Genomic DNA, 14,621 nt, shown 5'->3' with positions numbered 1-14,621 from the left:
AAGCAAAAAGCGAACCCCCGGCCTCGGGGGTTCGCTTTTTGTATAATACGCCTACAGTGCCGTGCGCAGCCGTTCCATATACGTCTCGATTTCTTTGCAGGTGCGGTACACTTTGGCTTTGGGAAAAAGGTTCAGCAGATTGAGCGCATTCTCCAGTTCGGCGTAGAGCTGATGCGGCGAGACGGCCGGGAGGACGGAGCGATCGAGGATGCCGCCGGCCTGGCGGATCTCGGAGAACGAATCGATCGGGGATTTGCGGCCAAGCGAATTTTTCCAAAGTAAGTTCACTTTCATTCTCCTCTTCTGTCTGGGCATTCATGCGGGGACGGGCGAATCGGGTACGCATCATTTGGGCTTATAGACCTATATTAACGCAAGATTCCGGAATTCCCATTAGAAAAGATAGAGATCACGCCATGTTTTTCCACAAACATGCAGATTGAGCGCGGGCTTCGCTCGCCGAAACCGCCGATAGTCTGCTATACTGAAAAAGCTGACGTTTTCTTTTAAATTTGCGAGGCCGGCAGGAATAAGCTTGCTTGCCCCCGAATTAGTTGGCTTACGGCGTGTAAGCAAATTGCGCATGGCGCGGTGTTCGATCCCGCCCGGCGGGAAGGACCCGCAGCGGCCGCCGCCGCTTTTGCCTGCACCGCTGCATGAGCCATTTGCGTACGCGCTTTTAAAGAAGGAGGAATATAGACAATGAGCTTCATTTCCGTAATCGCAAAAGAGAATTTTATAACCGTAATGAGCGACAACGGCGCCAACGGTTCGGAACATACGCCGCAGCCGGAAGAGCATGTGGTGAAAGTGGGCGAACGCGAATTCGTGGCGACCGCCGGCGGAGACCGCGAAGCGCGCGAAACGATCGCGAAGCACATATCGGGGCTGCTTGAAGAAGGTACACCGTACGACCGCATTCTCGTCATCCTGCAGATGACGCTTGCCGTGTTTTCCGAAAAAGGCAAATCGGTCATGACCGCATTCGGCGGCGTCAACCGCGAGGGAGAGATCGAAGTGTGCACGTACGATCCGAACAGCCACGCGGAACGTCATCTGAAGCCCCGCGGCAGCGAGATCGCTTACTTCTTCCTGGCGGAAGGAGCGGGCAAGTACGGCAATCTGTACGAACTGCTCCAGAGCTACTGGAAAGAGACGGGCACCGACACGCCGAGCGTCATGATCCAGTCCCAGAAGCTGCTGCATCGCTACGTCGCTTCGAAGGACGAAGACGTCAACGCATCGACGGTCAAGCTCGTGCTGAAGAAGTAAAGCCTAAAAAACACGTACCGCCTTGGGCGGATACGTGTTTTTTGTGCTGCGAAACGCCGCAAACCTGAGATATCCGACCGTAAGGGGATCGGGCGACCGCCCTAAAGCCAGGGGAGGCCCGCACCGGGATCAACCCGCGTTGTCGGAAAACACTTCTTCGATATCGAGTTCGCGTTCGGTCGACAGATCGACGAAACGGTCGCTGACGCGAACGAGCGGACGGAAAAAATCGGTCGGATGGTTCATGACGATATAACCGTATTCGCCGTTCGTGAGCCGGACTTTTTTGTTAATAAAATAAGGCAGCATGTTGCGGATAAACGTATGCGTCGGTTCGGGCGCCAACTGTCCGAAACTGAGCCTATGGAGCTCTTTGAGCACGTTGATCAGTTCCTGCTTGTCCTGATACACCCGATTGCTCGTCATGGCGCTGTAGACGTCCGCTACGGCGATGATCGCCGACCACGGATGCATCTCGTCCGCTTTGATCCCGTGCGGGTACCCGCTGCCGTCTCCGCGTTCGTGGTGCTGCAGCGCCGCTGTCGCCGCGACGGTGTCGCCGAGCGAGTTGCGGATGATCTCATACCCGTTGACGGTATGCATTTTTACGATTTCGTATTCTTCTTTGGTCAAACGGCCGGGTTTGTTAAGAATCTCGCCGGGAATGGTCGATTTGCCGATATCGTGCAGATAGCCCGCCTGGCAAATCGCGGAAGCCTGATCATGCGGATAACCGAGCCAGAGGGAGAGGTAGTAAGACAGCATGCCGACCTGCATCGAATGGACGTACGTGTAATTGGCGTCCCGGTTGAGCAGCAGAAGCAGGGCGACGGCGTCTTTCTGGGAAGCGAGTACGTTGAACAGAGGCTGCATGATGTCTTCGACAAGCGCGCTGTCGAAACGGCCGGTCGTCATCGAATCGTGGAACAGCGACTCGAACAGCAGTACCGCGTCGTCGAACGTCGATTTGATTTCGGGGAAGAAAAACGCTGCCGTTCCTGCGTTGGCATAAGGGTCTTCCTCATTGGGGTGAACTTCGACGTAGTCGATGCTGTGCTGCATCAGACGGGCGATTTCGGCATCGTACAGGGCGGTGCCTTTGGCGAGAATGTGTACGCCGTGTCGATTGAACGTATCGGCGATCAGGCGGTCGCCGTTTTTGAGGTCGGTTACATGAACTTTCAAAGCGATTTCTCCTTTCTGTAACAAGCGAATGCGGTGGGGTGGAGAACGAGCGAAGATGCCGGGCGGCATCCCTTCCCGAACGGCTGCGCCGTTCTCCGGATCTGTGTTTCTGCGAATGGGTAAAGGTAGGTTCCTGGATCGCTTCGCCTGAGTAGACTCCCGCGCCGACCGCTCCAAGTGGAAAGGCCGGCGCGAGATGGAGAATGTCTTCGGTTCGGGTCCAAAACGCGCAGAGGCTGTGTAACTCGTATATCGGCACAATTCAACTCATTTGTTTGGGACTTTAGACTTGAAGCCAAGATGAGATTGACCCTCTCAATATATCATATTTTGTCACCAATTTGGAGTAAAATATACCAGTCAATTATCTCATACAAGTGCAAAATATCCTTATTTTTCATCCTGCTTGATAAAAAACGTGCAGAAATTTTACGGTTGTCGAATTGCTTATTCTTTTCGGGGAGCCGGAGGCATGTTAAAATACTTGCATAGACCGCGGACCGTTCCGGCACGGCCGGTTCGGCATCCGGTTTGGCATTCGAAATTCCGCTTGTGCGTTCAGAGGGACGGCTATATGATTGAAGATCGACTCGAACCGCGTTGGCGGCGGACAGCTCCGGCAGTTGCGGCTGCCGCCGCCTGCGCGATGCAAGGTCCGAAGGAGGACGGCCTCGATGGGCTCAAAGACGGAAAAGCGAGAGACGCTGACGATTTTGCATACCAACGACCTGCACAGCCACTTTGAGCAGATGGGCCGAATCGCCGCTTATATCGCTGCGGAAAAAGCGCAGGGGAAGCCGGTATGCACGCTTGACGTGGGCGACCATATGGATCGGATGGCGATCGAGACGGAAGGCAGTCTCGGAGCGGCCAATGTCGATATTTTGAATCGTTCGGGCTACGATGCCGTGACGATCGGCAATAACGAAGGATTGACCTTTACGCCGGAGCGGCTCGGAGACGTGTACGCTTCGCTGAACTGTCCGGTCGTGTGCGGCAATGTGCGCATGGCGGACGGCTCTTTGCCAGGCTGGCTGCGCGATAGCGCAGTGATCGAGACCGGGGGATTCCGGGTCGGCGTGCTGGGCTTGACGGCGCCGTTCTCGGATTTTTACCGGCTGCTCGGCGTCGACGTGTCCGATCCGTTCGCCGGTCTGCAGCGGCAGGTGGACGAGCTGCGCACCCGCGCGGACGTCGTTGTGCTGCTGTCGCATCTGGGACTGGCGTCGGATGAACGGATTGCCGGAATGACGGAAGGGCTCGACCTTATTCTGGGCGGGCATACGCATCATCTGCTGGCGGAGCCGATCGATATCGGCGGAACCGTCGTCTGCGCGGCGGGCAAATTCGGCGGCCATATCGGGCGCATCGTCATCGCGCGCGATACGTCGTCCGGACGGTGCGTCGTGGAGGAAGCGGGGCTCGTCGAACTTGCGAACGTCGAGCCCGACGCCCGCGTGGACGATGCGATCGCCTGGCATCACGAAGAAGCGGCGCGTCGCCTGCGGCAGGTCGCGGCCGTCTCCGAGCGGGAACTGCCGATCGATTACGAGCATGAATCCGAACTCGGCAATTTGCTTGCCCAGTCGGTTCGGCGCTTCGCCGGCGGGGAGTTCTCGCTGGTCAATTCCGGCCAGGTGCTCGGACCGCTGCCGGCGGGAGAGATCACGGAAGGGCTGCTGCACGCCCTGTGTCCGTCGCCGATCAATCCGTGCGTCGTTACGCTGCGGGGCAGCGACATTTTGCGCAGCCTCGAACAGTCGCTGCTGCCCGAATACACGGGCAAAAAGCTGACGGGATTCGGATTCCGCGGCGAACGCCTCGGCGGGCTGTGCGCGGACGGCCTGACCGTCCGGTACGATCCCGAAGCGCCGGCCTATGCCCGCATCGTGGAAGCCCGGACGTCCGAACGGACGATCGAGCCGGACGGCGAATACCGGGTCGGCACGCTGGACATGTTCACGTTCGGCGCCGGGTACGAATCACTCAGCCGCGGAACGGACAAGACGTTTATTTTGCCCGAATTTCTGCGCGACCTGCTGCGGCTGGAACTCGGCCGCCCCGGGGCGGCCCTGGAAGCTGCCGCGGCCCGCTGGGTCCGCGTCTGACCATTCGGTTCGGCCCGCTTTTTTCGGTAAGGTTCAAAAATACCAATCGCCCTCGCCGACGCGAACGCAAATCGCACGATCCGGACGACGAGACGGCTTAAATGGAGTGGAAGTTTGTGCGCCTGCTGTCGATCGGACAAATACGGCCCGGCATGAAGCTGGGCAAACGCATTTATAATGAAGAGGGCCTCACGCTGCTGGCCGAAGGGGCGGAACTGACCGTCTCGATCATTCGCCGGCTGGAACGGCTCGGCATCGATATCCTGTACGTCCAAGACGAGGTGACCGACGATATCGTGCTGCCGGAGATGGTCGCCGACGAGACGCGCCGCGAAGCCGTCAAGCAGATCCGCACGGTCTATCGCAGCATGATGAACGACAAGATGGGGCGCATGTCCTATCCGCATCTCGGTTACAGTTTTCGCAAAATGACCGAAAGCATTCTGGACGATCTCGGTTCGCGGGAAGACGTGCTGATTATGCTCGGCGATATCCACACGACGGATCATTATTTATACACCCATTCGTTTAACGTCTGTCTCTACACGCTGACGCTCGGCATGGCTGCCGGGCATTCGCGGGAAGACCTGTTCACGCTCGGCATGGGTTCGATTTTGCACGATATCGGCAAAACGCGAATTTCGCCGAAAGTGCTGCTCAAGCCCGGCCGGTTGACCGACGAAGAATTCGCGGAGATGAAACGGCATACGGAACTTGGCTACGCCCTGCTCAAAGACGAGCCTTTTGTTCCGCTGCTCGCCGCGCACTGCGCGTTCCAGCACCACGAGCGGCTGGACGGCAGCGGCTATCCGCGCGGCATCCGCGACGGGGAGATCCACGATTTTGCCAAATGGATCGCCATCACGGATTCGTACGACGCCATGACGACCAATCGGGTCTACCGCCGGGGCATGCTGCCGCACGAAGCGGTGGACATCCTGTACAGCGGCTCCTGCACCCAATACGACCAGCGCAAGCTGGAAGTGTTCCGCGACAAGGTCGCGCTGTATCCGGTCGGCCTGACCGTCAGACTCAGCACGGGTCAGACGGGCGTCGTGACGAGCGTGCCGCCGAAGACGCCGAACCGGCCGATCGTGCGGGTGATCGAAGACGAAGAAGGCGCGAGCGTGCAGCCGTACGAAGTCGACCTGTCGCGCCATCTGTCGATTATGGTCAGCCGGATCGCGGAAAATTAAAAAAACCGGCAGGCGTCATAAAACGCGGTCGGAAGGTTAATAGAACAAAGAACGCGCTTCATCCCTTTCGGGCCGCTTCGGCATCTGCCGGCGGCCCGAAGGAGGTTCTTAATAATAAAGGTGGTCAACATGACAGTAATCAATAACGGCGGTTCCACACTTCGCGATTTGTCTCCGAGCTACGATCCTTGGGATCCGATCCGCTCGCTGCGCAAACACGGAAGGCACCGCTTGACCAGCGTGGAAATGACGGTCACCAACCTGTGCAACATGCGCTGCGAGCATTGCGCCGTAGGCGATACGCTCGTATTGAACGAACCGGACATGATCCCGCTGGATTTGATGCTCCGCCGTCTGGACGAGGTGGAACATCTGGAGACGATCAGCATCACGGGGGGAGAACCTTCTTTTCGCCGGCAGACCGTCGATAACGTCATCGTGCCGCTGCTGCGCTACGCGCGGGAACGGGGCATCCGTTCGCAGATCAATTCGAACCTGACGCTGGATCTGGAGCGCTACGAGAAGCTGCTGCCTTATCTGGACGTCATGCATATCTCCTTCAACTATACCGGTCCGGAAAATTTCCATCAGACCGGGTTCGCCAACAGCGGACATCCCGTTCCTTATGCCGCGGCCGAAAAAATGTATACGCGCATGATCGACAACGCCAAAAGCCTCAGCCGGTCGGGCATGCTCATCTCGGCGGAGACGATGATCAACTTCCGGACGCACGAACATCTGCCGCAGATGCACCGAACGATTCTGGAGATGGGCTGCCGCCGTCACGAAGTGCATCCGATGTACCCGTCGGCGTTCGCCGCCAACCTGCCGGTGCTGTCGCTCGACGAGATGCGGGTCGCGATCCACGATCTGCTGGATCATCGCGACGAGAACGTCTGGATGCTGTTCGGCACGCTGCCTTTCTTCGCCTGCGGCAGCACCGACGAAGAGCGCGCGCTGCTGCGCAGGCTGTACGCTTCCAAGAACGTTACCGTGCGCAACGACCCGGACGGACGCAGCCGCGTCAACGTCAATATGTTCACGGGCGACGTGTTCGTGACGGATTTTGCCGCCATTCCTTCGTTCGGCAGCGTGTACCGCGACAATCTCGATTCCATTTTCGAAGAATGGACGACGAACCATCCGCTGAACCGCACGGTCGACTGCCACTGCGACGCGGCCAGCTGCTGCGGGCCGAACCTGCTCGTGGCCGACATGTACTACAAAGGCGTCGACTTCAAGTCGCGCCGCGCGATTATGGATTGAACCGGCTGCAGGCCTGCGCCCGGGGCGCAAGCCCCGATAACGGACAGCCTGCGCCGAAGAAAAGAGGAGATTTCATTTGGAGCACGAGATCGAGTTGGGAAGCTTGGCGATTAATTTATTTTTGGTCCTGCTTCTGGTTCTCCTGAACGGCGTATTCGTCGCCGCGGAATTTTCGCTCGTCAAAGTTCGCCATTCCAGGCTGCAGCAGCTGAACAGCGAAGGGAACCGTCTGGCTCCCTATGCGCTCAAAGTAGCCAACCGGCTGGACGCGTATTTGTCCGCGACGCAGCTCGGCATCACGCTGACGTCGCTCGGACTCGGCTGGCTCGGAGAGCCGGCCGTGTCCGAACTGCTCGTCGAACCGCTCATGTACCAAATGGGCTTCACCGACGAGACGCTGATTGCCGGCGTATCTGTCGCGATCGGCTTCGCCATCATTACTTTTTTGCATATCGTGCTCGGCGAACTCGCTCCGAAATCGTTGGCGATCCAGAAGTCCGAAGGAACGTCGCTTGTGCTGGCGGGACCGCTGCTGGTATTCTATTACGTGTTCCTGCCGGTCATCTGGCTGCTTAACCATGCCGCGAACGCTTTTCTGCGACTGTTCGGCCTTGAGCCGGCGGGCGAAGCGGAAGCGGCGCATTCGGAAGAAGAGATTCGCATCCTGATGAACCAGAGCGCGAAAAGCGGAGCCATCGACCTGGAAGAAGTCAAGCTGATGGACAATATCTTCGACTTTTCGGATATGCTGGCGCGCGAGGTCATGCTGCCGCGAACAGATATGGACTGTCTGTACGTCAATCTGTCGCTCAAAGAAAACCTGAAGATCATTACGGAGACCCGCCATTCGCGGTATCCGGTGGCGATCGAGGATAAAGACCGGATCATCGGCTTCGTGCATATTACCGATATCCTGCTCTGGCCGCAGGGCACCGAGCCGAATCTGCGCAAGCTGGTCCGCCCGATCCTGAACGTGCCGGAATCGATGGAGATCAGCCACGTGCTGCGCCTCATGCAGCAGAAAAGGGCCCAGCTGACGCTCGTCGTCGACGAGTACGGCGGTACGGCGGGCCTGCTGACGGCGGAAGAGATTCTGGAAGAAATCGTCGGCGATCTGTACGACGAATTCGAGAACGAACGTCCGGAGATCGAAGTGGTCGGCGACGTCATCTCTGTCGACGGCCGTCTGCTGATCGAAGACGTGAACGATCTGACGGGAGCCGAGATCGACGACGAAGAAGTCGATTCGATCGGCGGCTGGATGTTTAAGGAGCTAGAAGGCAACCCGCTGCCGGGCCAGAAAGTCGAATTCGGAGGCATCACGTTCGAAGTCGCCGAAGCGGAGCGGCTGCGCATCACGCGCGTCCATATCCACAAACCGCATAAAGACGCGGAGCTTCACGAACAAAACGGGGAAGAAAACGAACGGGGCGACGACTGATCGCCCCCGCTCGTTTTTGGGGAAGGATGAATATGAACATGCAAAACGAAAAACGTTTACGCCAGCCCGAAGCGATGATCTTCGATATGGACGGCACATTGTTCCAGACGGAAACGGCGCTGCTGCCGGCTTATCACCGGATGTTTGACGTCCTGCGGGCCGAAGGGCTCTATACGGGCGAGACGCCGCCGGAGCGGCTAATTCTCGGCAGCCTCGGCATGCTGCTCGAAGAAATCTGGCAGATCGTCATTCCGGACGCCGACGAGAACGTGCGCAGCCGGGCCAACGACCTGCTGCTGGAACTGCAGCTGGAAGTGCTCAAAGGCGGCGAAGCGCTGCTCTACCCGGACGTCAAAGAAACGCTGGAAGTGCTGCAGCAGCGCGGCGTACGCCTGTTCGTCGCGAGCAACGGCCTCGAAGGCTACGTCAAAGGCGTATCCGATGCGCTCGGCATCGCGCCGCTGTTCGAAGCGCAGTACAGCGCGGGCGAATATCAGACCGCGACCAAAGTGCTGCTCGTCGAAATGCTGCTCAAAAACCACGGCGTGAACAGCGCCTGGATGGTCGGCGACCGTTCGTCGGACGTGCAGGCGGGACTCGGGAACGGGCTCGGCGTGATCGGCTGCGCCTACGCCGATTTCGGAGCCAACCACGAGCTCGAAGACGCCGACGTGCTGATTACGAAGTTCGGTCAGTTGATCGAACTGTATGAACAAGCCGGCAAATAAGCGGGCAGATCCACAGGCGCGTCCTCAGGCGCATCATCGGCTGCCTTAACAGCCGGCAGGCCGAATAAGCAAATAAGCAAAGATTCACCCATCAACGGGGCTTGGACCAAGCCCCGACGCGAAGGAGACTTACCTTATGACTCTTATCTACGATAAAGCCAACGACCTTGCCACATCGCTTCAGGAAAGCGCGGAAGTCCAGGATATTACGGCAGCTTTGAAATTGATCGAAGCCGATCCCGAAAGCAAGCGCATGCTCGACGATTTCCGTGCCCGCCAGATGACGATCCAGCAGCGGATCATGAGCGGCGACATGCCGCCGCAGGAAGAAATGGAACAAATGGAGAAGCTGTTCGAAGTGCTGAGCCTGAACTTGAACATTCGCCGTCTGTTCGACGCCGAGCAGCGTCTGAGCGTCATTATCCAGGACGTCAACAAGATCATCTCCGACAGTCTGGCCAATATGTACGATTCGAACTAGGATCAAGCGGCCGCAGTCAAGCCGCTGCAGCCAAACGACGCCAAGCCGGAAAGCCGCAAAGTGACTTTCCGCGCAAGCCCCCGTTTCCTTATGGGAAACCGGGGCTTTTTCGTATGGCATTCAAGCGGCGGGCCGGATTTTAAATGCCGGTATTTGTGATATAATATAGGTACAGTCTAATACAGATTTCCGGAGAGGAGTGGAACAGTTGGAAGGGCATGAACAAGCCGTGACGAAGCACGAACAACTGCTGCAGCATATCGAACAGCTCAAAGTCGGCACGAAGATTTCCGTTCGGAAGCTGGCCAAGGAACTGGGCGTCAGCGAAGGAACCGCCTACCGGGCCGTCAAGGAAGCGGAGACGCTCGGGATCGTCATTACGAAGGAACGGATCGGTACCGTCCGGGTAGAGAAGAAGCCCCGCAACATCACGGACCAACTGACGTTCGCGGACGTGGTCGACATCGTGGAAGGGCATGTGCTCGGCGGAAACGAAGGCCTGTCCATCACGCTGAACAAATACGTGATCGGCGCCATGAAAGTCGACGCCATGGCGCGTTATATCGACATGGGCAGCCTGCTGATCGTCGGTAACCGGGAGAACGCGCACTCGCTCGCGATCGAACATGGAGCCGGCGTGCTCATTACCGGCGGATTCGGCACGAGCCGCGAAGTGAAAAGCCTCGCCGACCGGCTCGGGCTGCCGATCATCTCTTCGCGGCACGATACGTTTACGGTCGCGTCGATGATCAACCGGGCGATCTTCGACCGCCTGATCAAGAAAAAAATTATGCTGGTCGAAGACCTCGTCAGCCTGAAGTCGAAGCCGTATTCGCTCAAAGCGACGAGCACCGCCGAAGATTTCCGGCGCGTCGCGGAGCGGACCGGCGCGAACAGCTTTCCGGTGACGGACGAATGGAACCGGGTGCTCGGCATCGTCAGCCGCAAAGACATCGAGAGCGTCGAGCCGGGCCAGAGCATCGAACGGGCTATGGTGCGCAGCCCCGTCACGGCCGGCATGCTCACTTCGCTGGCGTCGGCCGCGCAGATCATGACGTGGGAAGGGATCGATTTCTTGCCGGTCGTCGATCGCAACCGCAAGCTGGCCGGCGTGCTGACGCGGCGCGAAGTGCTGCAGGCGATGCGCGACGCGCGCGAGCAGAGCAGCCTCGGCGAGACGTTCGATCATTTGATCTGGAACGGTTTCGCGGAAGAACGCGACGCGGAAGGCCGACTCTTTTTCCATGGATTCATTACCCCGCAGATGGCGACCGACCTCGGCACCATCTCCGAAGGCGTCATGACGTCCGTCATGATGCAGGCCGCGCTGCGCATGGCCAAAGATCACAGCGGCAACGATTACGTCGTCGATAACATGAGCACGTATTTTATCCGGCCGGTCCAGATCGAGGATGCCGTCATGGTCATGCCGATCGTGCTGGAGGTCGGCCGCCGGATCTGCCGGCTGGAGATCGCTATTTCGCACGGCGAGCAGACCGTCGCCAAAGCGATGATGACGCTGCATTCGATCGAAAACGGCTGAAACGCCGATTCATCACGAACGGAAAAGGGGGAACGCCCGCATGAACGATTTTGTCCATCTGCATGTGCACAGCGAATACAGCCTGCTCGACGGAGCGGCGAGGATCAAGGAACTGGTGGGACGCGCGGCCGAACTCGGCATGAAATCGCTCGCGCTGACCGACCACGGCGTCATGTACGGCGCCATTCCGTTTTATAAAGCGTGTCGGGCCGCCGGCATCAAGCCGATTCTCGGCTTCGAAGCCTATTATACGTCGGCCTCCCGGACCGAACGGGCCAGCCGCAAAGAGCAGCCGATCTACCATCTGCTCCTGCTGGCCAAAAACGAGACCGGCTACCGCAATCTGATGAAGATCTGCTCGGCCGGCCATCTCGAAGGATTCCATTACAAGCCGCGTATCGACCGCGAAGTGCTGGAGCGCTACAGCGAAGGCATCGTCTGCACGAGCGCGTGCATCGGCGGGGAGATTCCGCAGCATTTTCTGAACGGACGTCCCGAAGAAGCCAAAGCGGCGGCGCTGCGGTACAAAGAGATTTTCGGGGAAAACTTCTATATCGAACTGCAGGATCACGGTCTGGCCGAACAGAAAAAAGTAAATCCGATGCTGATCGCGCTGGCCGAAGAGATTCAGGTCGAGCTTATAGTGACGAACGACTCGCATTATCTGTCCGAACCGGACGCCGACATTCAGGACGTGCTGATCTGTATCGGCACCGGCAAAACGATGGAAGACGAAGAACGGTTCCGTATTCCGACGCGGCAGCTGTATCTCAAAACGGGCGAAGAGATGGCCCGGCTGTTCCCGCATCTGCCCAAGGCGCTGGCCAATACGGCGAAGATCGCGGAGCAGTGCGAACTGGAAATTGAACTGGGCCGCTCGATTCTGCCGGAATACCAGCCGCTGCCGGAAGGCCGATCGCCGCAGCAGTATTTGATCGACCTGTGCCGCGAAGGGCTGGAGCGTCGCTACGCCCATCTGCCGGGCTGGGAAGACGCCGCTCATCGGAGCAAGCTCGACGAACGGCTGGAGTATGAACTTGGCGTGATCGGAACGATGGGCTTCTCCGATTATTTCCTGATCGTCTGGGACTTTATCCGCTACGCGCACGAGCAGGGCATCGTCACGGGACCGGGCCGGGGTTCGTCCGCGGGCAGTCTCGTCGCCTATACGCTGAACATTACGGACGTCGATCCGATCAAATACAATCTGCTGTTCGAACGGTTCCTGAATCCGGCGCGGATCACGATGCCCGATATCGATATCGATTTCAGCGACGAACGCCGCGACGAGGTTATCGCCTACGTGACGGACAAATACGGCGCGGACCGCGTCGCGCAGATCATCACGTTCGGCACTTTGGCTGCCCGCGCCGCGGTGCGCGACGTCGGCCGCGTGCTGGCGCTGCCGTACGGCGAAGTCGACAAGACGGCCAAGCTGATCCCGGTGCAGGTCGGCATGACGATCGACCGCGCGCTGGCGCAGAACGCGGCGCTGCGCGACCGCCTCGAAGCGTCGCCCGACGCTTCGAGGCTGATCGACACGGCCCGCCGGGTCGAAGGGATGCCGCGGCACGCTTCGACGCACGCCGCCGGCGTCGTTATCGCGCGCGGTCCGCTGACCGATTACGTTCCGCTGCAGGAAGGCGGCGAGAAGACGGCGCTGACCCAGTATCCGATGGAGAGTCTGGAAGCGGTCGGCCTGCTGAAGATGGACTTTCTGGGGCTGCGCACGCTGTCGATCATTGAACGCTGCCAAAAATGGATCGCGGAGCGAACCGGAGCGGCCGTCGATTTCAAAGTCGTGTCCGAAAACGATCCCGGCACGTACGAACTGCTCGGCCGCGGCGATACGACCGGCGTGTTCCAGCTGGAGTCGCCCGGCATCCGCCGCGTCATGAAAGAGATGAAGCCGTCGGTCATCGAAGACATCATCTCGGTCGTGGCGCTGTACCGTCCGGGTCCGATGGAATTTATATCGAATTATATCCAGGTCAAGCACGGGTTGGTCCGCGCGGATTATCCGCACGAAGACCTCAAGCCGATTCTCGAAGACACGCACGGCATCATCGTGTACCAGGAGCAGATCATGCAGATCGCCTCGACGATGGCGGGCTTCTCGCTCGGCGAAGCCGATCTGCTGCGCCGGGCCGTCTCGAAGAAAAAGCGCGAGACGCTGGACGAGGAACGCGGCCACTTCGTACGCGGCAGCCTCGGCCAGGCCTACAGCGAAGAAGACGCGAACAAAGTGTACGACATGATCGTGCGCTTCGCCGATTACGGCTTCCCGCGCGCCCACGCCACCGCCTACGGCGTGCTGGCGTTCCAGACCGCTTACCTCAAAGCGCATTATCCGGTCGAATTCATGGCGTCGATGCTCGCCGCCGTGACCGGCAACCATCGCAAGGTGGCCGAATACGTCGTCGAGACGCGCCGGATGAATATCCCGGTGCTGCCGCCGGACGTGAACAGGAGCGGCATGCTGTTCACGCCGTCCGAAGAAGACGGCAAAGCGAGCCTGCGCTTCGGGCTTGCGGCGATCAAAAACGTCGGTACGAACGCGATCCGCAGCATCATGGACGAACGCGCGGAGCGGCCGTTCGACAGCCTGCTCGACTTCTGCCGCCGCGTCGATCCGAAGACGAGCAACCGGCGCGTGGTCGAAGCGCTGATCCAGGCCGGGGCGTTCGATTCGCTGCCCGGCCACCGCGCCCAGCTGCTCGCCATGCTGGACGAGGCGCTGGACGCCGCCGCCAAATGGCGCAAAGAACGCGAAGATTTCCAGATCCAGATGTTCGATTTCGTCGAGACGCCGAATTGGGAGATCGAATATCCCGACGTGCGCGATTACACGTCGTCGGAACAGCTTGATCTGGAGCGCGATCTGCTCGGTTTGTATTTGTCCGGCCATCCGCTGGACGATTACGAACCGCTGCTCGGCGAGGCCGGCGTGCAGAAGCTGATGGAACTCGGCGACGCGCCGGACGAGAGCCACGCCGTCACGGTCGGCATGGTCGTCAGCCTCAAGACGATCACGACCAAGCAGGGCAAAGCGATGGCGTTCGCCGAGATCGAAGACCAGATCGAGCGCTGCGAGCTGGTCATGTTCCCCGAAGTGTGGAAGCGAAGCCAGGACGTCATGCAGCCCGGCGCGCTGCTGGCGCTGCGCGCCAAAGTCCAGCAGCAGGACGAAGGCTTCAAGCTGCTCGCCGACACGGTGCTGCCGCTTGGCGAAGAAGCCGTTCGCAGCCTGCTGGCCCGCGGCGAATCGCGCAGCAGCTCTTCGAGCCCGAGCCGGCAGGGCCAGGCCCGCCCGGCCCGTCCAAGCGCGGGCAGCGGCGACAGCCCGCCGCGCAGGCCTTCCGGCGGCGCCGGCTCGCCGCCCGCCCGGCCGGGTACACGCC

At 59.4% G+C, this 14,621-nt stretch carries 11 protein-coding genes; 9 read left to right on the top strand and 2 right to left on the bottom strand.

Going from position 1 to position 14,621, the window contains the following annotated elements; translation table 11 throughout:
• Positions 1-51: 51 nt before the first annotated feature.
• The gene (locus tag FTE24_RS07375) at positions 52-288 is read right to left on the bottom strand and encodes a hypothetical protein (RefSeq protein WP_150231354.1); all 237 of its coding nucleotides are present in this window, start codon (positions 286-288) and stop codon (positions 52-54) included.
• A gap of 414 nt (positions 289-702) precedes the next feature.
• On the opposite strand from FTE24_RS07375, the gene FTE24_RS07370 reads away from it, so the two are divergent.
• Positions 703-1,272 (top strand): hypothetical protein, encoded by a 570-nt coding sequence (locus FTE24_RS07370; RefSeq protein WP_150231352.1) that lies wholly within the window; start codon positions 703-705, stop codon positions 1,270-1,272.
• Positions 1,273-1,401: 129 nt separating this feature from the next.
• On the opposite strand, the gene FTE24_RS07365 is transcribed toward FTE24_RS07370, so the two are convergent.
• Positions 1,402-2,457: an HD-GYP domain-containing protein gene (locus FTE24_RS07365; protein ID WP_150231350.1), complete on the bottom strand. Its 1,056-nt coding sequence runs from the start codon at positions 2,455-2,457 to the stop codon at positions 1,402-1,404.
• Positions 2,458-3,131: 674 nt separating this feature from the next.
• Between FTE24_RS07365 and FTE24_RS07360 the strand changes: the two genes are divergently transcribed.
• The 8 genes from FTE24_RS07360 to FTE24_RS07325 all read left to right on the top strand — a co-directional run.
• Positions 3,132-4,565 (top strand): bifunctional metallophosphatase/5'-nucleotidase, encoded by a 1,434-nt coding sequence (locus tag FTE24_RS07360; protein ID WP_150231348.1) that lies wholly within the window; start codon positions 3,132-3,134, stop codon positions 4,563-4,565.
• 101 nt (positions 4,566-4,666) lie between these two features.
• Positions 4,667-5,761, top strand: a complete 1,095-nt coding sequence (locus tag FTE24_RS07355; RefSeq protein WP_150231346.1) for an HD-GYP domain-containing protein — start codon at positions 4,667-4,669, stop codon at positions 5,759-5,761.
• A 129-nt stretch (positions 5,762-5,890) separates the two neighbouring features.
• Positions 5,891-7,027 (top strand): radical SAM/CxCxxxxC motif protein YfkAB, encoded by a 1,137-nt coding sequence (yfkAB, locus tag FTE24_RS07350; RefSeq protein WP_150231344.1) that lies wholly within the window; start codon positions 5,891-5,893, stop codon positions 7,025-7,027.
• Positions 7,028-7,103: 76 nt separating this feature from the next.
• The gene (locus tag FTE24_RS07345; RefSeq protein ID WP_150231342.1) at positions 7,104-8,468 is read left to right on the top strand and encodes a hemolysin family protein; all 1,365 of its coding nucleotides are present in this window, start codon (positions 7,104-7,106) and stop codon (positions 8,466-8,468) included.
• 38 nt (positions 8,469-8,506) lie between these two features.
• A complete protein-coding gene (locus FTE24_RS07340; protein ID WP_150231340.1) occupies positions 8,507-9,196 on the top strand; it encodes an HAD family hydrolase in 690 nt (229 codons plus the stop codon).
• A gap of 136 nt (positions 9,197-9,332) precedes the next feature.
• Complete coding sequence (locus FTE24_RS07335; RefSeq protein WP_150231338.1) at positions 9,333-9,677, top strand: YlbF family regulator; 345 nt, start codon at positions 9,333-9,335, stop codon at positions 9,675-9,677.
• Between the two features lie 208 nt (positions 9,678-9,885).
• Positions 9,886-11,220 (top strand): DRTGG domain-containing protein, encoded by a 1,335-nt coding sequence (locus tag FTE24_RS07330; RefSeq protein WP_150231335.1) that lies wholly within the window; start codon positions 9,886-9,888, stop codon positions 11,218-11,220.
• A 40-nt stretch (positions 11,221-11,260) separates the two neighbouring features.
• A partial coding sequence (locus tag FTE24_RS07325) for a DNA polymerase III subunit alpha (RefSeq protein WP_237401685.1) occupies positions 11,261-14,621 on the top strand: 3,361 nt, incomplete at its 3' end.

The organism is Saccharibacillus sp. WB 17, from assembly GCF_008634075.2.
Taxonomy (GTDB): domain Bacteria; phylum Bacillota; class Bacilli; order Paenibacillales; family Paenibacillaceae; genus Saccharibacillus; species Saccharibacillus brassicae.
This window is presented reverse-complemented; position numbering and strand designations above follow the sequence as displayed.